The following is a 25062-nucleotide window of genomic DNA, read 5'->3' as shown; positions in this document are numbered from 1 at the left end:
TCCTGACAAATTACTATCGCCTTGGACAGGTCCGACGATCATCGCTCTATTATACTAAAAACAAGGAGGTGACAAGATGTGGCTCGAATCAATTCAACGCGTCATTGACTATATCGAAGATCATTTAGAAGATTCGCTCGATCTCAACGTTTTGACAAGGGTGGCGCAGATGCAAACGTATCCTTTACAACGGACGTTTTCGTTACTTGCGATGATGACCTTACCGGAATACATTCGGGGGCGACGTCTGACGCTCGCTGCCCAACAATTGACACAGACGGACGAAAAAATCATCGATCTCGCCTTACGTTTTGGTTATGAGACGCCGGAAGCTTTCACAAAAGCTTTCAAACGTCAGCATGGTTGTTCGCCAACGTTGATGCGAAGCGAGCGACGTCCGATTCACGCCTATAACCGCCTGAGCATTCAGGTGACCTTGAAGGGACTGGAGCAAATGGATTACCAACTCATCGAACGACCGGCTTTACAAATTTCAGGATGGCGAAAACATTTCCCGACGCAAGATGGTGCCCAACAACAACTGATTCCGTTGTTTTGGAATGATGTGAATCATTCTGGTCAAGATGCTACCTTGTTTAAACAAAATGACGGTCAGATTGAAGGTGTGATTGGTGTCTGCTCCAATTTCACCGAAGCATCGATGGATTATTGGATCGCGACGACGACAACGGAAGTTCTGCCCGGTCAGGAAACGATGACGATTCCGGCGAGTCTTTGGGCGACGTTTCCGGTCGTTGGCCCGATGCCGCATGCCATTCAAGAGATGTGGCAGCGTATCTATCAAGAGTGGATCCCATCGCATGGATATGATCCTCTACCTCACGCTGAACTCGAAGTTTATTCGGCAGGCGACCCGTCTGCCGCCGATTATCAATCTGCCATCTGGATTCCGGTGCGGCCACGCGACTGACAGTTTCAGGACATACGAAAAAGCGAGATCATCGGTGACCTCGCCTTTTCATGTGTCATGCATACTGTTGTTTAATCAGTAACGTTTTTCCACTGATTTCTTTCGGAATTTCGGGTACCGCGCGCATGACGACATTCAATTGTCCGTCAAACAGTCGGTCAAGAACGAAAAAGAGTTTCTTCTCATGTTCTTTCTCGAAGCATCGTTCATCCGGAACATATAATAAAACAATCTCATCCCGCGTCTCTTGAATGTATTGCACGCGTTCGATACAGTTCGGGAACGCTCGAACGATTCCCGCAAGTTCGCCTTCAAAGACACGGTGCCCGTTTCTGAGTTGAATGAAGCTTCTCCCCCGTCCGTCGATCGAAGCGATGATCGGACCTTGATGACCACAGGGACACGTTTCCTGACTAAGCGTCATCCGATCGCCAACGCGGTAACGGACAAGTGGTGTACCATGCGTATCGAAGCTCGTCACAAGGATTTCACCGTCCTCATCACGTTCAATGATTCCCATCTCATAATGTAAATGTTTTTTCCCATACGGACATTCGGCGACGATCGGCGCCCCTTCTGACGACGCATACTGATCATAGATTGGCGCATGGAAGACTTCTTCGACGAGCGTTCGTTCTTCTGCCGTCATCATCTCAGCCGTCGGGAAGATTGCTTTGGGACGAAACGTACAGGTCATCCCATATTTTTTAGCATATCGTGCGACTTCGATCATTCCTGAAGGCAAACCATCAATCGATTCCGGCTGAAACCGATTCAGTTGTTCGATGTATGCAGCGGCGGTTTTCGGATTGATGTTTTTGATCGAGAACAACATCTGATTGATGACTTTATTCGTCCGCCAATAAACCGGTGCCTTTTGTTGCGGGGAAGCAAGCGTTTGACCGGTAAAACTTGCACGGCGCATCCCTTGATCGACTCCATGGGTCCACTTGAAGAAGTCAAGATGTGCCATCCGGATTTGCATGTCTTCCTTTGTATAATGCACTTGAATCGATTTACCGGTCGTACCGCCCGTTTTTCCGAGAATCGGGGCATGGACGTGCGCATGGACGTCCTCATTTTGTTGCCGTAAGATTTCTTTCGTCAAAGGGGGAATCTGTTTTAGCTCATCAATCGATTTTAGCGGGAGCTCTAGTGCGATGGTAGAAAACAATTGCTGATAGTATGGACTATGTGTTTGGCAAAAAGAAAGGAAGTCGTTTAATCGATGCAATTGTTCTGCTCGAACGTCATGCGGTCGTCCTAACTTCTGTTTCAGTTCTTGTAAACGTTGCTGATAGGCGGGACCGTATCGTTCATGGAACAGGCGACGTCCTTGTAAAGTCGTCAACAAGTTTTGGATGAAAATCGGTGAGTGAAAGTAGATCGATTCTTTGAGCTGCATGATGTCACTCCTTCCATAGTTAGACCACCTTTTACTGATACTTTCATCTTATTTCCAGTCGCCGCCCATCTCAATTAGTTCTTCGTGAATAAACTTAGCTTTTATTTTCATGGCGATTTATTTTAATGAACTCTGATTCACGAACATCTTCTTACCGATTCTTGAACTTACAACTTTTCTTCCCTCACAAAAAATCCGATTGATGAAGAGGAGTTCTTCATCAATCGGATTCATACGAGTGGCATTACGATTTCGCACCTTTTTGTAGCATCTGACATCCGTAAGCCCGCAATTTAATCGCTTCGAGTACGAGCGACATCTGTTGCTCATCCAATCGTTCAATCAGCTCGATGATCGTGATCGTCGTTCGTCCATTATACAATTGGACGATCAAGTGGATGATTGCTTCTAACGCTGGACTCGGATAGGGTTCAGCCAGAAATTCACGATCAAAAAACTCACCACTATCCGGAAAGAAGTAATCCGAGAACCGTTCGAGCACTTCTGGCTGTCCTGTCGCAAGGTACAGCATCGAGACCATCGCTGCATCTTCTCGTTGTTTCGGCTTTAATCGTCTCCACAACAGATCGAATCGTCGTTCATGTCCCTCTTGCATGAATTGTATCGTCTGCATGGTTGAAGCCCCCTTTGTTTTCATACTTCCTGTTGGTTCTTTTCCATATGTTACTATTCCCTATTCCATTCAACTGAATCGTCTCAGCATATCCTCTTGCGATTGAACCGACTCGATTGGGGGTACATTACAACAGATATAAGAGAGGAGTTTACATCCATGCCAACGCGCCTAGCTTTAGCCGGAGCCACCGGATACATTGGTCACAATTTACTGAACGAACTAAAGAAAAAATATGACGTCATCGCCCTTTCACGAAATGGTGACGACAAGGACAATGAGGAACGCGTCGAATGGCGATCGTGCGACCTCTTTTCTCTAGACGATACGATCGAAGGCATGAAAGGAGCGGACATCGCTGTCTACCTCGTCCACTCAATGATGCCTTCTGCTAAATTGACACAAGGATCGTTTGAGAATATGGACTTATTGTTAGCCGATAACTTCGCCCGTGCCGCAAAAGAAAACGGCATCCGGCAAATCATCTACTTAAGTGGTATCATCCCCGAGGAAACAGAAAATCTATCGCGTCACTTAAAGAGTCGACTTGAAGTCGAACGCGTTCTCGGTGCGTACGGAACACCGGTGACGACGATCCGTGCTGCGTTAATCGTTGGTCCTAAAGGTTCATCGTTCCCAATATTATCGAAACTCGTCAAACGCTTACCCGTCATGGCACTCCCACGATGGACACGTAACAAGACACATCCTGTCGCCTTACCCGACGTCATTCATGCTCTTGGTGAAAGTGTCGATCGCGATGATGTCAAAGACCTGGCCATCGATATCGGTGGTCCGGAAGCGATGACCTACAAAGAGATGATCCTTCAAACAGCCGACATCATGGGTAAACGACAACCGACGATCGATATTCCTTTATTGACCGTTAAATTATCCCGCCTTTGGGTGACACTCGTGTCCGGAGAACCAAAAGAAACCGTCTATCCACTCGTTGAAAGCATGGTCCATGAGATGGTTGCGGATCCAGAAAAAATGGTTCCCGGAATCAGTGACGGCAAAATCACATTCGAACAATCAGTCCGAGATGCGTTAAAAGAGGAGGAGGAACAAAAAGGATCTTCTTCCTCGTCGTCTTCGACACCAGACGTCCTTGACGTCCGATCGGTACAACGTGTTCTTTTGCCAAAGGATCGCGATGCCGACTGGGCAGCTGAAGATTATATGAACTGGTTGTCATCATTTGCTCGCCCTTTCCTATCGTCAACCGTGCAAGATCAAGTCGTTCGGATCCACATTCCGTTTTACGAACAACCGCTGCTGGAATTGACGAAGGAACCGGTTCACGATCGACACATGGCGACGTACCGGATTACCGGCGGATTGTTCGCAAAAGTCGAGCAAGACAGCCGTGGTCGGATTGAATTCCGGCAAATTCCCGGTACGCAGGAATGTATCATCGCCATCCATGAATTCGTCCCTGCGCTACCGTGGATACTCTACAAGGCAACACAGGCGAACGTTCACCTGCTCGTGATGTATCTCTTCAAATTACACTTGTTGCGCCGGATTCATTCGACGGAACAAGAATCGACACGTGCGGACGAAATCGTTCCGTCCTCTTAATGCCAATCAAAACGATTCGCCTCTTCCTTGGCGAATCGTTTTTTGACGTTTACAGAAGGATGACGAAATGGAAAAAATCGTGATACACTGGACGATGACTGAAAGAAAGGGGTTTCATCGCATGCGCTCATTTGAGGAACGATTATCGAACCAACTCGAGGCGACGGCTTCACTCGCCACATTGATTCAACCTTCAACGGATCAACTCCGTTTAGATAAACTAGATAAATTCGCTAGCAAACTATTAAAACGAGAGTTCACGATTGCGTTTGCCGGTCACTTTTCAGCTGGAAAATCGAGCATGATCAACGCCTTGACGGGTGAATCGGTCTTACCGACGAGTCCGATTCCGACGAGTGCGAACATCGTGACACTTCAGCAAGGTGAGACGGATTCAGCAATCGTTCACTTTCATGAACAGCCCTCTGTTCGTCTGACAGCAACAGAGCAAGAGGAGCATCTTCAATCGCTTGGGAAAAGTGGTGATGTCCGACAAATCGATTTGACGCATGCCGCGTCCGCGCTGCCTCCTGGTCTCGTCTTGATGGATACGCCAGGCGTCGACTCGGTCGATGATGCCCACCGGGTCTCAACGGAGTCTGCCCTTCACTTGGCTGACATCTTGTTTTACGTCATGGATTACAATCATGTTCAATCCGAATTGAACTTCATGGTGACGGATGAATTACAAGCTGCCGTGCCGGAATTATATTTAATCGTCAATCAAATCGATAAACATCGTGACGATGAACTATCATTCGACGCCTTCCGTCGTTCGGTTCATGCGTCCTTCGCCGAACACGGTGTCGTACCGAAAGGGATTTTCTTTACGAGCCTACGGGACCCAGCCCATCCGCATAACGATTTCACGGAAGTCGAACAACTCGTCAAACAAAGCATTCGCGACGCTCAACCGAAGTTGTTGACTTCTGCCGCTCTGACACTTGAAAGTCTTCACCAGGAGCATACATGTTATCTCACACGTCTCGTCTCAGAAACCTACGAGACGATGGCTGAGCAATTGAATGACACTGAACGACGGGATCCGGCGAAAATCGAAACCGAATTAGCGCGTGTCTCGCAACAGTTAGAAGCACGTCAACCGGACCGCTGGGTACAGACGTTTTCGCTTCATCGGGATCAACTTTTGAAAAATGCGACATTGATGCCGTTTGAATTACGCGAGAAGATGCGCCGCTTCCTCGAGTCACGTCAGCGTGATTTCAAGATTGGATTATTCCGTAGCGCGAAAAAAACGGAAGCGGCTCAAGCAGAGATCGAACAAGACGTGCTCCGTGCCTATCAGACAGTGACCGCTTCTGAAATTTCGCTTCATTTACGTAACTTGATGAAACAATCGTTACGTGACCTTGGTCTCCTACAGGATACGCATATCGTCGCAATCGATCAGCTCTCACTCGACCCACCGCTTTCCGTACTCGAAAGTGCCTTGCCAACCGGTATTACGATCACAGGTGAATCAGTGCTCCAGTTCACGAATCGTGTCGCCGAACAGACACAAGCGTGGTTCGTCAAGGAAACGAACGCATGGCGTGAGCTTATTCGTCAAGAGTTGACGGCAACTTTCCCGAAAGAGCAAGCTGAGCTATTGCAGCAACAGACGTTACTACAGCATAAATGGAATAGCGTTCAAGCATGGCAACAGGCTACCGTAGCACTCGAACGATATGAGCATGGCGTTGCGAGTCCATCCGATCAACAACTCGAACAGGCTCGAACGCAAGTTTCAATCTGGGAGGAGCAATTGATTCAGCAAGAAGCGGCGATCGTTTCCTTTACTGGGTACGAATCAGTGATAGAAACTACTGCGTTTGAAATTGCGACGACGATCAGTGAGCAACAAGCCGTCCGTTATGCACCGGAAGACGTCGCTCGAATCCGTCATCATCTGAATGGTCTTCAAGGTTTTGAAGATGCCGTCACTTATTTGAATGACAAATTGGACCGACTGACACACCAATCGTTCACGATTGCCTTATTCGGTGCCTTCAGTGCCGGAAAATCATCGTTTTGCAATGCCTTACTCGGAGATAAGGTCCTTCCAGTCTCTCCGAATCCGACGACGGCATCAATCAACCGAATTCACCCTGTTGACGCTGCACACCCGCACGGCGTGGCAGAAGTCACGTTCAAGTCGGAAGCAGCGATGCTTGAGGACTTAAATGAAGCGATGGTCGGAACGATGACGTTCGAGTCAACGAAACAGGCATACGATATGCTCTTATCACGTGCCGCGTCACTGACGGACCCGTTCTTGCGTGCTTTCTTGAAAGGATTCCCTACCGTCCAATCCTTCATCGGTACCGCTCAGACGGTCGATCAAGACGCTTTTAAACAGTATGTCGCGCAGGAAGAACGAAGCTGTTTCGTAGATGTCATCGATTTCTATTACGATAGTCCGTTAACACGTCTCGGCGTGACGCTCGTCGATACGCCAGGAGCAGATTCAATCAATGCCCGTCATACTGATGTCGCTTTTGATTACATCAAGAACGCGGATGCGATCTTATTCGTCACGTACTTCAATCATGCCTTTGCCCGCGCTGACCGTGAATTCTTGATTCAACTCGGTCGTGTCAAAGACGCCTTCGAACTCGATAAGATGTTCTTCCTCGTCAATGCGATTGATCTCGCTGCTTCAGATAGCGAACGTCAAGATGTCTTGAACTATGTCGCGACGGAATTGCAACGCTTCGGGATTCGGTCGCCCCGACTGTATGGAGTCTCGAGCTTACAAGGACTCACCGAAAAGCAACAAGAGCGATCGGATTCAACTTCCGGTCTACCCGAATTCGAGGAGGCATTCCATCACTTCCTTGCAGAGGATTTGACCGGTCTTGCCAAAATCTCGTTGTCTGAGCAGACGGAAAAGACCGTCCAGCGACTCGAACGATTTATCGCTGCGACTGAAGCGAATCTATTGCGAAAAGAAGAACGGTTGGCTGAGCTATCTGCTCTAGAACAGCAGGTCACGGATCGTTTCGAAGACAATCGCGCCGCTGTGATCGAACCTGCACTCAAAGCAGAGATCCATGAGCTGTTGCACCATGTCGTACAACGCATTTATTACCGTTTCCCTGACTTTTTCAAGGAAGCCTATAACCCTGTTCGTTTTGCTCAAACTGGCAAAGGAGCAGCATTACAAGATGCGTTAACGGAACTGTTGACGTTCCTTCGGTTCGATTTTGAACAAGAGCTCCGTGTCACGCATTTCCGTGTCGATCAATGGCTCGAAGCGTCCTTGATCCGGCGTCAACAAGAGGAGCAACAGTTGCTAGAGCAATGGAACGAATCCTTCCAGCTCGCTCCTGTTACGGTCTCTCGATTAAACGAAATGACGTTCGATGGTCCATTCGAAGATGCAACGCCTTATGTCGGCGTCAAACGCCACTTCCGGAATGCGAAAGCCTTCTTTGAGAAAAATGAGAAGGAGCAGTTGAAGGAGGAGCTTGCGACATTAACTAAGCAAGAAGCACTCGCGTATACTGCCACTCAAGAAGAACGCTTGCTTGCAGTCGCGTCGGCACATCTGGACACTTCTTTGACAGCCGTTTCAGAGCACCTATTACGCCAAACACTCGAGCAACTTGAGAGTGAACGCGCGACGTTACAGGCACAAGAGACGCTGACTCCTTATAAACAAGCAGCAAAGCAGATTCGCAGTCTGACGCAACACGTCACTTCATAAAATACAATCGTTCAACACAAAAGACCGGAGCGCGATGCGTTCCGGTCTTTTTTCTTCATCGCGCAGGCGTTGGCCAATACGACTGAAAATAGTGGACGATATATTGGTGGACGTGCCGGACAACAGGACGTAATTCCGTCCCGACGAGTCGGTTCAACGAGACATCCCATAACATCGGTGGGTCGAACGGGATGATTTTAATGTCATCCGCATGATGAAACCGTAGTATCGGCTCCGGTAGGATTGAGATGACGTCAAGTTCTTGGACCATCCCGATCAACAAGTCCCATGCCCCTGACATGAAGAAGATATTCGGCTCTTGCTGCACTTTACGAAACTCCGATAGTATTTGATGATGTAACATGAATCGATCGTTCAAGATGACAAGTGGTTCATTTCCGATATCACGATACGACAACGCTTCTTTGGCTTGAAACGGGTGATTCGGACGCACGGCGACGACGACCTCATCTTCGATCAATCGAAAACGTTCGATACCATAGGATTCGCCCGGTTCAATCAAAATGGCCAAGTCGAGTTCTTCAAGTAACAGTCGACGCTTGAGTTCAAACGCCCCCTCTTCGATGATTTCGAGTTCGATGCCTGGATGTTCCGCCATGAACTTCGGAATCAACTGCGAAAATAAAACAGGGAGGATGACGGGTGGGATGCCGAGACGGACCTTTCCTCGGACGACGTTCGAACGTTCACGCAGATGACCCATCAATGCTTGATGACGTGTCAGAACGATCTTCGCATCCTCATACAATTGACGTCCTGTTTCCGATAATCCTGTCAACCGTCCGTGCTTTCGAATGAACAGTTCTACTTGCTCCAGCTGTTCGAAGTCGCGGATCATCTGACTAAGCGCCGGTTGCGAGATTGACAAGTGCTTCGAAGCACGCGTTAAATTATAGCCTTGCTCGACGATCGTCGTAAAAAAGAGCAATTGTCGAATATCCACTTACATCCCCCCTTATTCATCAAACCAGCGATTTTTTTTGAAGAACAGAATCATTCCTAAAGCGAGGAGTCCCATTGCCCCTAACGTTACGAAATAACCATACTGGGTCGTCAGTTCTGGCATGTGTTCGAAGTTCATACCATATATACCTGCGATGAACGTCAACGGCATGAAAATCGTCGTGAAGATCGTCAATGTCTTCATGATGCTATTCATCCGGTACGAGTTAAGAGAGATGAAGTTATCCCGAAACTCAGATGTCATCAATCGGTTGTATTCAATCATTTCCGATAACTTCAGTAAGTGATCGTATAGATCACGAAAGAATGCCTGTTTCTTTGGATGAATCGATAAACGCTTTGATTCGACGACACGATACAGTAAGTCCCGCATCGGCATGACCGTCCGCGAGATTCGAAGTAACCGCGCGCGTAGTTCGAAAATCTCCTCCATCAACCGACGATCATTGCCACGCGTTCGGTAGCGTTCCTCAAGCGCAAACAATTCATCTTCCGTTGCATGAACGATCGGAAAATACCCGTCGACGATCTTATCCATGATTTTATGTACGAGGTCGACTGTTTCTTGTTTGTCGAGGCGTTGGCTACACTGTTCAAACACGATATCAATTTCTGGTGAAGATTGCTCATGGTAGCTAACGAGATGCCGATCACTTGCGAACAAATTGATTTCACGACTCGTCAACGTTCCTTCATCGAGCGCATGAAGGACAAAAAAGCTATGTTCTGTATAATATTCAAGCTTTGGGCGTTGCAAGTAATGAAAACAATCTTCAATCGCCAGTGGATGAAAATCAAAGACATCAATCAATTTTTGCTTCTCTGCGTCTGTCGGTTGATCGAAATCAACGAAATAACGTGTGATGCCTGACTCCTGTATCCGACTTACATCATCGGTCAAAATGATTGTGTCATTCGCATCGATCAGTATACAACGAATCAACTTTTTCTCCCCCTTTTCCTATGTAAGCGTACTATATTTTTTCGTATGCAACAAAAAAAGGATTTCCTCGAAGAGAAATCCTTTCAGATTGTAGACAAATGAACTGACTCAAAAAATGACACACCTTTTCACGCCCTTTCCTCAGGCGAGACACAAGCCAGAGCGACCCTGCAGCAAAGCGAAGCGGCGCGATGCTTGTCCCAGGAAAACGATGCGAGTCGAACAAAAAAAGCGCAATCCTTCTCGTTAGAGAACAATTGCACTTGTCTTCAGTCTCAAAAGATTTCCCCAAAGAGAAATCCGTTTCAAATAGCAATCAACCATGTTCAATATAAAATCCGCTCCAATAAACCTGACGATACGTAAACTCTTTTCCACTCTTCGTCGTCACAAGCATCTCATCTTCTGCCATGACGGCAATTTTAATGGGTACTTCACCGTGATCCGTCAAATAATTGAGGATCTCAAGATGCCGATTCAACCAAAGACGACGGCGGAACCAACGAAAACGACTGAATGCCGCACTGAAGTGGAGTAAGGCAAGCGCAAGGATAATTAAAGCAAACGGAAGTGGAATATCGAACAACGCAATCAAATATACATCTGCGATCAGCAAGGATAACGAGAGACCCATTTCCGTCATCTCCATGAAAGATGCTTTATAGGTCGCAAAGTAGGTCATCACACGAAATAGGAAGATGACCGTGAGGTACGGTACGAAGTACATTTGAAACACATGGTCCGTGCCGCTGTTGACGAACATGAGCAGTGGCAGGAAGAATAGCAATTTCCAGATTAGGATGGCGGAATAAAATAAAGTATGATCCGTGTAGCGTCTGCGTACGATGGCTTGACTCATATTCATTGCCTTCCCCTCCTTCATGATGGACCGTTTCAAAGTCGATGATGACAGGACATGATGCCTATAAGGGTATGTTTCCGAATTCAGCTGTTTCTAATCGTCTAATTCACAGTTTTTAGAAACTGTATATTTAGTATACGTCATGACGCGCTAAATGGTTCACTTTCCCCATCATTTCCCATCATTCGATGTGCTACAGATTGGAAACCCGCTCTTGCTAGTCGTCCGGATCTTCTACTGCTACAATAAAAGATATTCCAATTGAACAGAATCGAGTTGAATCTTTCATGTACACCCATATCATCATTGGCGCCGGAATTCTCGGTGCCTCGACTGCCTATCATTTATCGAAGGCTGGTGAACGCGTCTTACTCGTCGATCGGAAGGAACCCGGTCGAGCCTCTCATGCGGCAGCCGGCATCATCTGTCCATGGATGACACAGCGGCGAAATAAGGCATGGTACAAATTAGCGAATAACGGGGCTCATTTTTATAAGACATTGATTCCTGAACTGGAAGCACTCGGTGAGACGAGTACGGGTTATCAGCAAGTTGGCACGATCGCCTTACACGAAACATCAAAAATCGAAAAGATGGAGACGATTGCGCAAAACCGTTTTCCGGAAGCGCCTGCCATCGAACGTATCGAACGACTGGACCAAGATCGTGTCAAAACGCTCTTTCCACTCGTCGAACAGATCGAGGATGCCTTATTCGTTTCCGGTGGTGCCCGCGTTGACGGACGTGCCTTGTGTGCCTCATTGATTCGTGGTGCTGTCGAACACGGTGCGACCGTCCTAGAAGGAGATGCTACTCTTGTCGTAGACAAGGGAGTCGTCACTGGTATAACCATGGAAAATGAACAGTACTCGGCAGAACAGTTCATTTTAACGGCGGGTGTTTGGTTAAATGACCTACTACGTCCACTTGAGCTTAAAATCGATTTGCATCCGGAGAAGGGACAGATCCTGCAACTCGATTTGACGGATTCTACATCAACGACTTGGCCCGTCGTCATGGGACAACGCGGATTATATCTCGTCTCAATCCACGAAGGGAAACTGATCGTCGGTTCAACACACGAAAAACAGACCGACTACGACTTGAAACCAACCGTTAAGGGGATGTATGCCTTATTGAATCGGGCTTTACCTGTCTTACCGCGTCTCGAAGAAACAACGATTGATGAACTGCGTATCGGCTTACGCCCGTATACGAAAAACTCCCTGCCGGTGATCGGACCGCTTCAAAATCATCCGAACGTGTTCCTAGCGAACGGACTTGGTGCATCTGGTTTGACGATCGGACCGTATCTCGGTAGCCAATTAGCGAAGCTTGCACGTCATCAAGCGCCTGATATCGAATGGACGACTTATGAGCCGACCTATGTCTCTCTCGACTCCTGACCAACTCTATGCTTCACTTTGAAAGGAAGTACACCATTGTCCATGAAACCAATCGTTCCTCTTGAATTATTCGATGCTTTAGATATACGTGTTGGTACAATCCAGTCGCTTTCGGATCTTACCGATGGCTCAATTCAGCTTGAACTACAATTCGACGGCTTTACGCGTTCTTTTTCACTCGCTTGGGAATCGCTTCGCCCGGATGTCCATGAGTTGCTTGGAAAACAAGCGATTGCCGTACTCAATATACCTGGTCGTACGCCTGAAGAGTCCGGTCGGGTGCTTGAGATCGGTCGCTCGGAACAATGGATGCCGATTCTCGTCGTACCGGAACATCCGATTCCGGAAGGAGCACGTGTCGAATAAGGCATATCATTTAGAAAAACACTCCCCTGTGTCGCTTCGTAACGGAAGCTTACATGTGGGAGTGTTTTTAGATGTGCCGTTACATTTTTTCTAAATAATGCACGCTGAATCGTTCATCGTCATCGATCCAGCAATTGACTGGATGAAAACCACTTTTAAGGGCGAGTGTCTCAAACTCTTCTTTACTGTATTTATAGGAATTTTCAGTATGAATCGTTTCCCCTTGTTTAAACGGAACCGTCACATCTCCAACTTGCACGAGTTGATCGAGTTGACTCCGAAGATGCATTTCGATTCGTCCTTTTTCTTCATTATAAAAAGCATGATGTTCGAATCGTGTCACATCAAACGTTCCCTCGAGCATCTGATTCAAATGCGTCAACATGTTCAAATTGAATGCTGCTGTGACACCGGCTGCATCATTATAAGCCCGTTCAAGCACATCAACAGACTTTTTCAGATCGACGCCGATCAAGAATCCATCTCCTGTTTCAAGAATTCGTGAGGAATGACGTAAGAAGCGCATCGCTTCCTCCGGTTCAAAGTTACCAATCGTCGAACCCGGGAAAAAGATGACTCGTTTTTGAGACTCCTCGACCGGTAAAGAAATCGATTGTGAGTAATCCCCACAAACCGCTTTAATATGCAACGCAGGATACCGTTCCGACAATTGGCGTACAGATTCCATCAGGAAGTCTTTTGAGATATCAATGGGCATATACGTGTCTAGATGTGTAAATGTCTCCAGTAACATCTGGATTTTTCGACTGCTGCCACTTCCATATTCAATTAGTGTATGCACATCGCCGATACTTCGTGCGATCTCCGCTCGATGCTGCTCCAAGATGGCAAGTTCTGTCCGTGTCGGATAATATTCCGGTTGTTGCGTAATCTGTTCGAACAACTGCGATCCGATATGATCATAAAAATATTTTGCCGGTAAGACCTTTTGTTCTCGCATCAGACCTTCAATGACTTCTAAACGCATGTTTTGTTGCGGCGTATATAAATCGTACCCAATGACTGTCTCTCGCATCACATGTCACCTGCCAATCGGAAGCCGCCAAATAACCAACGTTTATCCGGCGGGAAGAAGTTGCGGTATGTCTCGCGAATGTGATCGTCAGGCGTCACGCACGCTCCTCCACGCAGTACCATTTGATTACACATGAACTTCGCATTGTACTCTCCAAGCGCTCCTTCGAGCGGTTTACTGCCTGGATATGAACTATAAGCGCTCGACGTCCACTCCCAGACGTCTCCGAACATGCTCGCAAGCGTCGTCTCTGACTCTTCGACGGCTACCGGATGGAAGGTCCCGCTTCCCATCATATTACGCTTCGTAACAGAATCGACTTGGCGAGAAGCCCATTCCCATTCCGCTTCTGTCGGCAAGCGTTTCCCTATAAAGCGACTATAAGCGTCCGCCTCATAAAAACTGACATGACAGACCGGTTCATCGAGACGAAGTGGTTCGACACCGTTCATCGTAAAGATCGTCCACTCTCCCGCGTCATCCTTCATCCAATATAACGGGGCTTTCCAGCCTTCTTTTTGCACCGTCGCAAAGCCGTCAGATAGCCAATACTCTGATTTTTCATAGCCCCCCGCTTCAATGAACGCCAAATACTCACCGTTCGTGACAGGACGCATCGCTAATTCAAACGGATGTAACCACGTTTTATGACGTGGACTCTCGTTGTCAAACGCAAAACCGTCTCCTGTATGACCGATTTCGACGAGTCCTTCCTCGAATTGGATAAACGATGTTTCCTTGACTGCATTTTCAGGCACATCTGTTGCCAGCGACTTTGACTGATAAGCAGGTAACAGTGGATTCGTGAAAAAGTTATACTTCACGTCCATCAAGATCAATTCCTGATGTTGTTGCTCGTGTTGTAGTCCCATCTCGACTAACGCTTCGATTTTCCGTTGGTCTTCTGGAGTCCGTTCTTCTTTCAAGAACTCGACCATTTGTCCATCGACATATGACCGGTAAGCAATGATGTCTTCGACGGTCGGACGCGACAGCATTCCCCGTTGTTGACGAGGCTGGTAAGGACCGATTGAATTATAGTAAGAATTGAATAGATAATTGTACTTCGGATGGAAAACTCGATAGCCTTTACTATATTCTTGTAAAATCATCCGTTCAAAAAACCAAGTCGTATGGGCGATATGCCATTTCGGCGGACTCACGTCCGAACTCGCTTGAATGATGAAGTCTTCTGCTTCGAGCGGTTCAATCAAGGCAATTGTTTGGTTACGAACAGTGGCAAATTTTTCGATTAAGTACGATGTCGTTTCAAATAGCATGTCAATCACTCCCTATCCAAAATATTCCGAATCTTTTGGTCCATTTGATGTATACCCCTCCTATGGAAGAGTTATGCTAAAGAAACAAAAAAAGTCCGCTCCGTTAAGAGCGAACTGATCACTTTAATATACTTTATCGCCGTTGAAGATCGAGTTCTTGACGACGACGTAGTCGACCGTCCGAATCGCTTGCAATTTGTTCCCGCCAGCGTACGAAATTGCCGATTGCAAATCTTGCTCCATCTCGATCAACGTATCCGCTAGACTTCCTTTATGCTCGACGAACATCTTCTTTCCTTCGACGTTCTTGCGTTCCCCTTTTTGGAACTCAGAAGCAGAACCGAAGTATTCCTTGACGAGCACCCCATCTACTTCATGCGTCTCACCAGGCGATTCCTCGTGCCCTGCGAAGAGTGAACCGATCATGACCATCGAAGCACCGAACCGAACCGACTTCGCGATATCGCCATGCGTCCGAATCCCGCCATCAGCGATGATCGGTTTACTTGCTGCTTTTGCACACCAACGAAGTGCCGCAAGTTGCCAACCACCTGTACCGAATCCTGTCTTAATCTTCGTAATACACACTTTACCTGGTCCGATCCCGACTTTTGTTGCGTCGGCTCCCGCATTCTCAAGTTCGCGCACCGCTTCTGGCGTACCAACGTTACCCGCGATGACGAAACTTGCTGGTAGAAGCGACTTGATGTGACGAATCATCTGAATGACGGCTTCCGAATGACCGTGTGCGATATCAATCGTGATGTATTCAGGAGTTAGGCCCTCTGCCGCAAGCTGTTCGATCAGCTGATATTCTTCTTCCTTGACACCGACGCTGATTGAAGCGAACAGTTGACGTTCTTGCATCATACGTACGAATGCCAAACGACGAGCCGGTTCGAATCGATGCATGATATAAAAATAATCGCCTTCCGCTAAGAACAAAGCAATCGATTCATCAATGATCGTTTGCATGTTTGCCGGTACGACCGGAAGCTTGAAACGTCTACCACCGAACTCGACTGACGTATCACATTCCGAACGACTACCAACGATTGATTTTGCTGGAATTAATTGAATATCTTCATAATCGAATACTACATCCATGAATAACACCTCTAATTACGAATATTTTTTAATATATTGGCGATAATCATTCGCCCCTTGACTACTATAACGAACTGTCATCATAGTGTCAAAGAAATTTTCGCGTTTTTAAGGTTTTTCAAGAACTTTATTCCGTTATCAGCAATTTAATGTTCGGTTTTTACCGATTTTGTTGTTGTAAATCTGTCAACCAGTGCTCTTCCCAGTCAAAATAGCTCGTTGCTTCGGATGCTTCAAACACGTGATCAGGATAAGGCAGTGCTAAAGGAGGACGATCCTGTTTCGGAAAATACGCCAGTTGCTTTGATTCGCCATCGATGGCTTCGAGCGTTCCGCCGACTACCTTACACTCGAATACCGTCGCTACATATTCAACTTCGTTTCCATCTGGGTACGTCAAACGGAACGACTCTCCACCGAAGGTCGCAATCAGACGGACCGGTCGGACGAATAGACCCGTCTCTTCATAGACTTCGCGAATGACTGCCTGTGCCGGTGATTCCCCCAGTTCGATTGCTCCAGCAGGCAAACTCCAAAACGGACCTCCTGGATCCTGAAAGAGGATGTGACCTGCTTCGTTTCGAATGATCGCTGCGACGCATGGTGTAAAAAGACGCTGCGTTCCGACAAGTTGGCGCAGATTGGCATAATAATTAGAGATTGGCATGACGTGACTCCTTTCGGTCTTCTTTTAATAGGGCAAACAAAACAAAGTCTTCCCAGGCATCGTTGATGAAGAGATTTTGTTTCGCGATTCCTTCTTTACGAAATCCGACTTTTTCAAGGACACGGATCGAGCCGATATTCTCTGGCATGACTTCAGCTCGGATCCGGTGGAACTGGTGGACATCAAATAAATGATCCACGAACAATCCGACCGCTTGTGCCATATATCCTCGTCCTGAAAAGGCGGCATCCAACTGGTAGCCAATCATGCACGTCTCCGCTGGTCCACGTTGAACGAACATCGCCGAAACATCCCCAATCAACTGGTCCGTCTCGGATAAAAAAACACCATACGCATAATAAGCATCTTGACGCATCAACTCTAGATGACGATGAATCCGTTCTCGTTGCCCTTCTATCGTGTATTGTTCAGGTGACGGCTTGATAGGCATCCAGTATTCAAAGTGATCACGGTTTCGCAAATTCACATCAAGGATCGCCGCTGCATCCTCCAAGATGTACGGGCGAATGTATATAGGAAACATATAACGTTCCTCCATTTCCATTATTATCTTTAGTTCAAGAAGTTTGGGTGTTTCATAATTCATATAGCGGGAATCTACATAATAGTTTCATTACATTACAGTGACAGCATACTATAGAGAAAACTGTCGAAGAAGGAGTGACCTATGTATTCAGACATTGATTTGCTCAATCAAATCAAACAACGCGATTCCGTCGCGTTAGAACGATTATACGATCGTTACGAAAAAACACTCTTTCTTCTATTCCGTCGCACACAAGTCGAGGATGCACTCATTCATGCCGCGATGACGCAATTGTTTCGTACCGTTTGGGAACAACCGACACGTTATCCGAATTTCCAAGGATTCATTTTGCATACATTACGACAACTCAGTAGTAAAAGAGAACATATTCCGACTCGTTGAAAGAATCAGTTATACTCTTTCGACACAAGTAGAATGAACCCTTTAATTGCATGCTTTATTCAGAGAAGAACAGCTTCGTTTGTTCTTTTTTTGTTTTGTCCTTTCTTTTTCGATTCAGGCATGCTATATTATTAAGTAATTATTGTTGTTCGGTGGAGATACGAAGTGTTTCACTTTATATTCGATGAAATTGATCACGGTAGTAATAATCAGTGTGCCAGTCACACGCAGGAGGCAATACACATGGAACAAGGTAAAGTAAAATGGTTTAACGCAGAAAAAGGATTCGGCTTCATCGAGCGCGAAAGCGGAGACGACGTATTCGTACACTTCTCAGCAATCCAATCTGAAGGTTTCAAATCACTTGACGAAGGTCAAGAGGTTTCTTTCGAAGTTGAAGAAGGTCAACGTGGACCACAAGCAACTAACGTTGTAAAACTTTAATTTCTTTTAGACCCTGCTCACGCAGGGTCTTTTTTTGTTTATATATGCTACACTAGCGATTCAGGAAGAAAGGAGATGTAACATGACACTCGAACAAACGATGCAACACCTTCAAGATGCTATGCTAAAAGGAGATTTATCACAAGTCTCGCATCTATTATCTCCCGAATTTACGTTCATCGATGCATTAGGGCGGTCATTTGATGCCGAGACCTACCTCGATCATTACGTGGATCCTGCAAACATCCGCTGGTTATCCCGGACCGATGATTTTTCATACATTGATCATTTCGAAGATACGGCAATCCAGTATAGTTTGACAGAAGACCGATTTGAATACGGGACAACTCAATACGTTGGTCGTTTCCGGATCGTATCCATCTATCGTGCTACGTCAGATGGTTGGAAATGGCACTTTGGTCAATTGACATCTCTTGATCCGTCGTAACGGATTCAAGGGATGTTTTTGTTTTCATTTTCCATTCATCGTCAGTTGGAATTGCTTCTCATTTTTCATTCCGTTACACTTGAGTGGTACATATTTTCTGAAAATTCAAGAAGGAGTGTTCCTCATGACGGTTTATAACTTCTCTGCCGGTCCAGCAGTCCTTCCTGCCCCGGTCCTATTGAAGGCTCAATCCGAGCTACTCGATTATGAAAATTCAGGACAATCCGTTCTTGAAATGAGTCATCGTTCGCCAATCTTCGAATCGATTCGGGAGGCAGCTGAACAATCCTTACGGAGACTGATGTCGATTCCTGATTCGTACTCCGTATTGTTTCTTCAAGGAGGAGCTACACTTCAGTTCGCGATGTTACCGCAAAATCTGGCGACGAAGACCGGACGGATTGATTTCATCGATACCGGCGGCTGGTCGACGAAGGCGATTGCAGATGCCAAACTGTACGCCACGGTCAACGTGCTCGCCTCTTCCGCTGATCACGGGTATCGCTTCATTCCAGAAGGTCCGTTCACGTCAACAGCCGACTATTTGCACATCACTTGGAACAATACCCTCGAAGGGACGACTTATCAGACACCGCCTCATGTCGGTGTGCCACTCGTCGCTGATGTCTCGTCATCGATTTTGTCTGAACCATTGCCAATCGAGTCATTCGATGTGTTGTATGCTGGTGCTCAAAAAAACCTTGGTGTCGCTGGTTTAACGGTCGTCATCGTGAAGAACGAGTTGCTTGATCGTGTTCCTGACACGATCGGTGCCTACTTACGGTATGACATCCATGCAAAACAGCGATCTCTTTATAACACGCCACCGACGTTTAGTCTTTATATGACGAAATTAGTGCTCGATTGGATTGAAGAGACGGGACTCGAGACGATCGCGGCACGAAACGTCTCACAAGCGCGCATGTTATATGAAGCAATTGATCAATCCGATCTATTTCATAACCATGTAGCCGTCAAGGATCGAAGCCGGATGAACATTCCATTCTCGACTGGAAGCGAATCGGAAGACGCTGCTTTCTTGAACTTCGCTGCGCGTCACGATTTGATCAATCTTGCCGGTCACCGCTCGATTGGTGGAATGCGCGCGAGTCTTTACAATGCGATGCCGACCGAAGGGGTTACGGCACTGCTTCATATCATGCACCGTTTTGAACAGGGGGAACGTTAAATGTATCACATCCAACTATGGAATGATCTATCAGACAAAGGATTAAAACGATTTACAGACGACTATCACGTCCAGCGAGAAACGGAGCAACCAGACGCCTTTCTCGTCCGCAGCAAGGATTTACATGACATGCGCTTTCCAGATAGTCTCAAAGCCGTCGCCCGAGCTGGCGTCGGTGTCAATACGATTCCACTCGATCAACTCGCGAACCGCGGGATTCCCGTCTTTTCGACACCAGGTGCCAATGCGAATGCCGTCAAGGAACTTGTCATCGGTAGTTTGTTCCTGACGGCGCGAAAACTCGTCCCGAGTCTGCTTTGGACGAACAACTTGCGCGGACCGGATATTCCGGAGCGGATCGAAGCGAACAAAAAACAATTCGTCGGAACGGAGTTACTCGGGAAACGAATCGGGATCGTTGGACTTGGGGCGATCGGGGCAAACTTAGCCAACACCCTTCACGAGCTCGGCATGACCGTCACAGGCTATGATCCACATATGTCCGTTGAGTCCGCTTGGCGCGTCTCGAATCAGATTCAGCGGGCAACACAGCTCGAGGATCTCCTCGCGACAAGCGACTACATCACGTTGCATCTCCCGCTCGTTGATGCGACGACGGGTTTACTCGATGCGTCACTCTTTTCAAAAATGAAACACGGCGCGACCCTACTCAACTTCTCGCGTGGTGAACTCGTCGATGAACAAGCGCTAGCCGAAGTGCTCAGGTCCGGTCGCCTGGCGAATTATGTGACGGATTTCCCGAACGCCTTCATCTTGTCCCTCCCCCGGGTCATTGCTTTACCACATATCGGGGCATCAACAAGTGAAGCGGAGGAAAACTGTGCCATCATGGCGGTCGATCAACTGCGTCTGTTCCTTGAGACAGGAAACATCCGCAATGCGGTCAATTTCCCAGCCGTCGAGTTACCGTTCACTGGAAAACGACGAATTACGATTGCTCACCACAACATTCCGAACATGGTCGGTCAAATCGCCTCCGTGTTAGCGCAAGAGTCGATCAATATCGCGAATATGATCAATGGTAGTAAAGATGCGATTGCCTATACGATCATCGATATCGATAACCATGCGGACGAGATGATTTCGCTCGACCGACTGAATCAGATTCCTGGCGTCTTGAAAACACGCCTACTCTAAAGGAGTGAACCCCATGCCAACTTTCGAACCTTTTGCGGCGTTACGACCGGACTCAAAATATGCGGCAGAATTTGCCGCCTTACCGTATGATGTTTATTCGCGCGAAGAAGCACGTTCCGAGATCCGACGTCATCCGCTGTCTTTTTTACGGATCGATAAAGCAGAAGCTACTCTTCCGTCATTAATCGCTGAAGATGACCCACGCGTTTATCAGCAAGCAGCGCTTGCCTTCGAAGAGAGTCAAACAAACGGCATCTTACAGCTCGATGCAGACGAGACGTATTACATTTATCAGTTGTCAGACGGGACACATACGCAATCCGGTTTCGTCGGATGTGTTGCCGTCAGTGATTATGAGACGAATCAAATTCGTAAACATGAGTTCACACGTCCTGATAAAGAGCGCGACCGTGTCCGACACGTCGAACAGTTACAAGCACATACGGGTCCGATTTTACTTGCGCATCAAACCGATGCACAACTCGAAGCAATCGTCACGACGATTACTGCTGGCGATCCCCTATATGATTTCACCGTCGATGGAGTGAAGCATCGAATTTATAAAATCACCGATCGCAATCATCTATTGACGATCGGGAGCCAGTTCGCCCGTCACGATGCTCTCTATATCGCTGATGGTCACCACCGCGCTGCAGCAGCAGCCATCGCTGCCAGTCGGACGGACCAGGAGGAAGCCCAACGTTTTCTTGGCGTCTCCTTCCCGCAGGATCAATTACGGATTCTCGGTTACCATCGTGTCGTTGAAGATTTGTACGGTCAATCCGTCGTTGATTTCCTCGAGCGATTAGCCCATCGCTTTACGATCACAAAAGGACGTGCCGAACAAACGAAGCCTCACCAAATCGAGATGTATCTCAACCGGCAATGGTATATCCTTTCGTACGATTCTGAACGAATCGGGACGAAAGCGAATCTCGACGTCTCGATTTTACAAGAAGAGTTGTTGACACCGTTACTCGGTATCGAAGATCCACGGACGGACGCACGGATCCAGTTCGTCGGTGGTCATAAGGGGTATGCCGGTCTTGAGCAGATCGTGGACTCTGGACATGCCGCTGTCGCCTTCCACTTGCATCCGACTTCGATCGAAGATTTAATGGCTGTGGCTGATGCGGGAGAAGTGATGCCGCCGAAGTCGACTTGGTTCGAACCGAAGCTTCGGAGCGGTTTACTGATCCATCCGTTTGATTCATAATGCACACGCACTAAAAAAGCAAGTCGCGGATGCGATATCCACGACTTGCTTTTTCTTATACGTGTCGCAAAAGAAGAGCCGACACAGCTTCTACTTGAATAGTTCCCGACAACGTCGTTGCATTTAACAGACTTTCATACGTTCCCTCAAGCGAAAGAGATTGTGCCTCTTCACTTACGTTGACCACGAGCAAGTAAATCTGTTCACCCTGACGTCGCTCGACGACAAATGTCTGTTTTGTATCATCGATCCTTTGGAAATGATACGTTCCGGCATTTGCTAAAACCGGATGCTGTTTTCGAAGAGCGATCAACTGTGCAACGTGATCGAACAACTCACGGTTCTGCTTCGTCTCATCCCATTCCATACACGCACGGTTTGCCGGGTCTTGCCCCCCAGTCATTCCAATCTCATCGCCATAGTAGATGACGGGTGAACCCGGAAACGTCAACAGTGTAGTGAAGAGTAACTTCATTCGATCGATATTCCCTTTCGCACGCGTTAGAGCACGCGGCGTATCATGCGAGTCAATCAAATTGAACATGACCTCGTTGACATTTTGAGAATGCCAGTTTAAATTCCGGCTGACTGCATGTGAGAAATCACGAACGCTCGTCTCGCCCGTCGCAAAACAAGTCAAAAAGCTCTCTGTCAAACCGTAATTCATGACGGCATCAAATTGATCGCCGAGGAGCCATGGTTGCGAATCCGTCCAGCATTCGCCGACGATATAACATGTTCCGTTCGCAGCCCGGACTTCCTTTCGAAACTCACGCCAAAACGCATGATCGACTTCACTAGCGACATCCAGACGCCAGCCGTCAATTCCGAATTCCTCGACCCAGTAACGTCCGACGTGAAGCAAATAGTCTTTGACGTCCGGATGGGCAGTATTCAACTTCGGCATGTTTCGTTCAAATGCAAACACTTCATAGTTTGGAATCGATGGATCGACCGGGAAGGAATCAATCGTAAACCAGTTGGCGTATTTTGAGTCTTGTCCCTTTTCTAAGACATCTTGAAATGCTGGGTGCTCTTCACTAATATGATTAAAGACGGCATCGAGTAATACGCGGATACCGTTCTCATGTAGCACATCGATCATCTTGCGGAACGTTTTCTCGTCACCGAACGCAGGATCAAGCTTCAAGTAATCAAGCGTATCGTATTTATGATTGGATGGTGCTTCAAAGACTGGGCAGAAGTAGACACCCGTGACGCCGAGACGTTGTAAATGATCGACGTGATCAATGACCCCTTGAAAATCTCCACCGAAGAAATTCTGAAAAGCCGGTGCTTCACTTCCCCACTCCTTCGTTCCCGCTGGATCATTCGCCCGGTCACCATTCGCAAATCGTTCCGGGAAAATTTGATACCAGACCGTATCCTTCACCCAATCCGGTGTATCAAAGACATCCGTCGCATGAACATATGGCACAGAAAAATAATAGCCTGGATGATCGAGTGGTGCTTCGTCATACCAGCCGCGCTCGGTTAAAACGGCTATCTTATCGCCATGAACCTCAAACCCATACCGTACCCGCTTCCGTTCTGGACGGATTGCAATGAACCAATAGTCATACGTCGCATCACTTCCATTGTGTTGCATCGGCGTCCGTTTCACTTTCCATGATTTTTCTTTCTCCGGATCAAAATTCCAATCTCGGTCTTCTTCTTTTTCCGCTTCCCATTCATACGGATCACCATATATCAATTCAACTTTTTCAATATCTCCTTTAGCCGTCATAAGTCGGACATGGACGGTTTCTTGATCATAGGCATAAACGAACGGTGATAATGCGCGATGAACTACTCCAGCCTGATTCAAATTCTGCCACTCTCCCTTAAATTGATATTTCTCTATCGGTAAAGTTCCTTTCTTCCGCATCGCTTAAACGTATTTAGTAGAAATTCAACTGTTCCACCGACATTTTAGTTCAGTCTGTCAGGTAGTTTAAGGTATACTGATAACGCATAGGAAATCACGGATTTCTGACATTACGGAAAGAGAGTGGATACGAAATGGGTCGTAAATGGAATAACATCAAGGAAAAAAAAGCATCAAAAGACAAAAATACGAGTCGGATTTACGCAAAGTTCGGTCGTGAGATTTATGTAGCGGCTAAACAAGGTGAACCCGATCCAGAATCAAACCAAGCATTAAAGGTCGTTCTCGAACGAGCGAAGACATACAACGTGCCACGTGCCATCGTCGATCGGGCGATTGAAAAAGCAAAAGGTGGAGCGGAAGAAAACTACGATGTCTTGCGTTATGAAGGGTTCGGTCCAAGCGGTTCAATGGTCATCGTCGAAACGTTGACGAACAACGTTAACCGGACGGCTTCTGACGTTCGTGCTGCGTTCGGAAAAAATGGCGGAAACATGGGCGTGAGCGGATCCGTCGCTTATATGTTCGATGCGACGGCAATCTTTGCCTTTGAAGGTAAAACTGCAGATGACGTTCTCGAATTGATGATGGAAGCGGATATTGATGTGCGCGATATCCTCGAAGAAGACGAATCTGTCATCATCTACGCTGAGCCGGAACAATTCCATGCTGTACAAGAAGCGTTGAAAGTTGCAGGCATTACTGAGTTCTCACTTGCCGAACTCGTCATGCTCGCCCAAAACGAAGTCGCGTTGTCTGAAGACGACGTCGCCCAATTCGAAAAAATGATCGATGCACTGGAAGATCTTGAGGATGTGCAACAGGTCTACCACAACGTAGAACTATAATCAAANAA

At 47.1% G+C, this 25062-nt stretch carries 23 protein-coding genes; 12 read left to right on the top strand and 11 right to left on the bottom strand.

The window, feature by feature from the left end:
* Nucleotides 1-76: 76 nt before the first annotated feature.
* Nucleotides 77-931 carry an AraC family transcriptional regulator gene (locus EXG77_RS06975; RefSeq protein WP_035397033.1) on the top strand — a complete coding sequence of 285 codons (855 nt, stop codon included), beginning with the start codon at nucleotides 77-79 and terminating at the stop codon, nucleotides 929-931.
* A 55-nt stretch (nucleotides 932-986) separates the two neighbouring features.
* On the opposite strand, the gene EXG77_RS06970 is transcribed toward EXG77_RS06975, so the two are convergent.
* Together EXG77_RS06970 and EXG77_RS06965 are read right to left on the bottom strand one after the other, a co-directional pair.
* Entirely contained in the window at nucleotides 987-2336 is a 1350-nt protein-coding gene (locus tag EXG77_RS06970; RefSeq protein WP_035397031.1) for a phenylacetate--CoA ligase family protein, read from the bottom strand.
* Nucleotides 2337-2580: 244 nt separating this feature from the next.
* Nucleotides 2581-2970 carry a hypothetical protein gene (locus tag EXG77_RS06965; RefSeq protein ID WP_035397030.1) on the bottom strand — a complete coding sequence of 130 codons (390 nt, stop codon included), beginning with the start codon at nucleotides 2968-2970 and terminating at the stop codon, nucleotides 2581-2583.
* Nucleotides 2971-3129: 159 nt separating this feature from the next.
* Between EXG77_RS06965 and EXG77_RS06960 the strand changes: the two genes are divergently transcribed.
* Together EXG77_RS06960 and EXG77_RS06955 are read left to right on the top strand one after the other, a co-directional pair.
* The gene (locus tag EXG77_RS06960) at nucleotides 3130-4554 is read left to right on the top strand and encodes an NAD(P)H-binding protein (RefSeq protein WP_035397029.1); all 1425 of its coding nucleotides are present in this window, start codon (nucleotides 3130-3132) and stop codon (nucleotides 4552-4554) included.
* Nucleotides 4555-4675: 121 nt separating this feature from the next.
* On the top strand, nucleotides 4676-8263 hold the full coding sequence (locus tag EXG77_RS06955; protein ID WP_035397276.1) for a dynamin family protein: 3588 nt from the start codon (nucleotides 4676-4678) through the stop codon (nucleotides 8261-8263).
* Nucleotides 8264-8318: 55 nt separating this feature from the next.
* Here EXG77_RS06955 and EXG77_RS06950 read toward each other — a convergent pair whose 3' ends face one another.
* From EXG77_RS06950 to EXG77_RS06940, 3 genes are all read right to left on the bottom strand, one after another.
* Nucleotides 8319-9227 carry a LysR family transcriptional regulator gene (locus EXG77_RS06950; protein WP_023468518.1) on the bottom strand — a complete coding sequence of 303 codons (909 nt, stop codon included), beginning with the start codon at nucleotides 9225-9227 and terminating at the stop codon, nucleotides 8319-8321.
* Between the two features lie 12 nt (nucleotides 9228-9239).
* Entirely contained in the window at nucleotides 9240-10190 is a 951-nt protein-coding gene (gene corA, locus EXG77_RS06945; RefSeq protein WP_035397027.1) for a magnesium/cobalt transporter CorA, read from the bottom strand.
* A gap of 316 nt (nucleotides 10191-10506) precedes the next feature.
* Nucleotides 10507-11055 carry a hypothetical protein gene (locus tag EXG77_RS06940; protein WP_023468520.1) on the bottom strand — a complete coding sequence of 183 codons (549 nt, stop codon included), beginning with the start codon at nucleotides 11053-11055 and terminating at the stop codon, nucleotides 10507-10509.
* A gap of 284 nt (nucleotides 11056-11339) precedes the next feature.
* On the opposite strand from EXG77_RS06940, the gene EXG77_RS06935 reads away from it, so the two are divergent.
* Nucleotides 11340-12458, top strand: coding sequence for an FAD-binding oxidoreductase (locus EXG77_RS06935; protein ID WP_035397025.1), 1119 nt, complete (start codon nucleotides 11340-11342; stop codon nucleotides 12456-12458).
* A gap of 42 nt (nucleotides 12459-12500) precedes the next feature.
* Nucleotides 12501-12824: a hypothetical protein gene (locus tag EXG77_RS06930; protein ID WP_035397023.1), complete on the top strand. Its 324-nt coding sequence runs from the start codon at nucleotides 12501-12503 to the stop codon at nucleotides 12822-12824.
* A 79-nt stretch (nucleotides 12825-12903) separates the two neighbouring features.
* Here EXG77_RS06930 and egtD read toward each other — a convergent pair whose 3' ends face one another.
* The 5 genes from egtD to EXG77_RS06905 form a co-directional block, all read right to left on the bottom strand.
* Nucleotides 12904-13860 (bottom strand): L-histidine N(alpha)-methyltransferase, encoded by a 957-nt coding sequence (gene egtD, locus EXG77_RS06925; protein ID WP_035397022.1) that lies wholly within the window; start codon nucleotides 13858-13860, stop codon nucleotides 12904-12906.
* Nucleotides 13860-15140 (bottom strand): ergothioneine biosynthesis protein EgtB, encoded by a 1281-nt coding sequence (gene egtB, locus EXG77_RS06920; protein ID WP_035397020.1) that lies wholly within the window; start codon nucleotides 15138-15140, stop codon nucleotides 13860-13862. The genes egtD and egtB overlap by 1 nt, the downstream gene beginning before the upstream one ends.
* Before the next feature lie 123 nt (nucleotides 15141-15263).
* A complete protein-coding gene (gene guaC, locus EXG77_RS06915) occupies nucleotides 15264-16247 on the bottom strand; it encodes a GMP reductase (protein ID WP_023468525.1) in 984 nt (327 codons plus the stop codon).
* Nucleotides 16248-16407: 160 nt separating this feature from the next.
* The gene (locus EXG77_RS06910; RefSeq protein WP_052017109.1) at nucleotides 16408-16914 is read right to left on the bottom strand and encodes an NUDIX domain-containing protein; all 507 of its coding nucleotides are present in this window, start codon (nucleotides 16912-16914) and stop codon (nucleotides 16408-16410) included.
* Complete coding sequence (locus tag EXG77_RS06905) at nucleotides 16901-17458, bottom strand: GNAT family N-acetyltransferase (RefSeq protein ID WP_035397018.1); 558 nt, start codon at nucleotides 17456-17458, stop codon at nucleotides 16901-16903. The genes EXG77_RS06910 and EXG77_RS06905 overlap by 14 nt, the downstream gene beginning before the upstream one ends.
* A 144-nt stretch (nucleotides 17459-17602) precedes the next feature.
* Between EXG77_RS06905 and EXG77_RS06900 the strand changes: the two genes are divergently transcribed.
* From EXG77_RS06900 to EXG77_RS06875, 6 genes are all read left to right on the top strand, one after another.
* Nucleotides 17603-17863: a hypothetical protein gene (locus tag EXG77_RS06900; RefSeq protein WP_035397016.1), complete on the top strand. Its 261-nt coding sequence runs from the start codon at nucleotides 17603-17605 to the stop codon at nucleotides 17861-17863.
* 243 nt (nucleotides 17864-18106) lie between these two features.
* Complete coding sequence (locus EXG77_RS06895) at nucleotides 18107-18307, top strand: cold-shock protein (protein WP_023468529.1); 201 nt, start codon at nucleotides 18107-18109, stop codon at nucleotides 18305-18307.
* 82 nt (nucleotides 18308-18389) lie between these two features.
* Nucleotides 18390-18755: a nuclear transport factor 2 family protein gene (locus tag EXG77_RS06890; RefSeq protein ID WP_023468530.1), complete on the top strand. Its 366-nt coding sequence runs from the start codon at nucleotides 18390-18392 to the stop codon at nucleotides 18753-18755.
* Between the two features lie 124 nt (nucleotides 18756-18879).
* A complete protein-coding gene (serC, locus tag EXG77_RS06885; RefSeq protein ID WP_035397014.1) occupies nucleotides 18880-19944 on the top strand; it encodes a 3-phosphoserine/phosphohydroxythreonine transaminase in 1065 nt (354 codons plus the stop codon).
* Nucleotides 19945-21102, top strand: coding sequence for a phosphoglycerate dehydrogenase (locus EXG77_RS06880; protein ID WP_035397012.1), 1158 nt, complete (start codon nucleotides 19945-19947; stop codon nucleotides 21100-21102). It begins immediately after the preceding gene.
* Nucleotides 21103-21115: 13 nt separating this feature from the next.
* The gene (locus EXG77_RS06875) at nucleotides 21116-22318 is read left to right on the top strand and encodes a DUF1015 domain-containing protein (RefSeq protein ID WP_035397010.1); all 1203 of its coding nucleotides are present in this window, start codon (nucleotides 21116-21118) and stop codon (nucleotides 22316-22318) included.
* 55 nt (nucleotides 22319-22373) lie between these two features.
* Here the strand turns inward: EXG77_RS06875 and EXG77_RS06870 are convergent, their stop codons facing one another.
* Nucleotides 22374-24146, bottom strand: a complete 1773-nt coding sequence (locus EXG77_RS06870) for a glycoside hydrolase family 13 protein (RefSeq protein ID WP_035397008.1) — start codon at nucleotides 24144-24146, stop codon at nucleotides 22374-22376.
* Nucleotides 24147-24340: 194 nt separating this feature from the next.
* Between EXG77_RS06870 and EXG77_RS06865 the strand changes: the two genes are divergently transcribed.
* Entirely contained in the window at nucleotides 24341-25054 is a 714-nt protein-coding gene (locus EXG77_RS06865; protein WP_035397006.1) for a YebC/PmpR family DNA-binding transcriptional regulator, read from the top strand.
* Nucleotides 25055-25062: the final 8 nt, after the last annotated feature.

The sequence above is a fragment of the Exiguobacterium sp. OS-77 genome (assembly GCF_000414195.2).
GTDB lineage: Bacteria > Bacillota > Bacilli > Exiguobacteriales > Exiguobacteriaceae > Exiguobacterium_A > Exiguobacterium_A indicum.
This window is presented reverse-complemented; position numbering and strand designations above follow the sequence as displayed.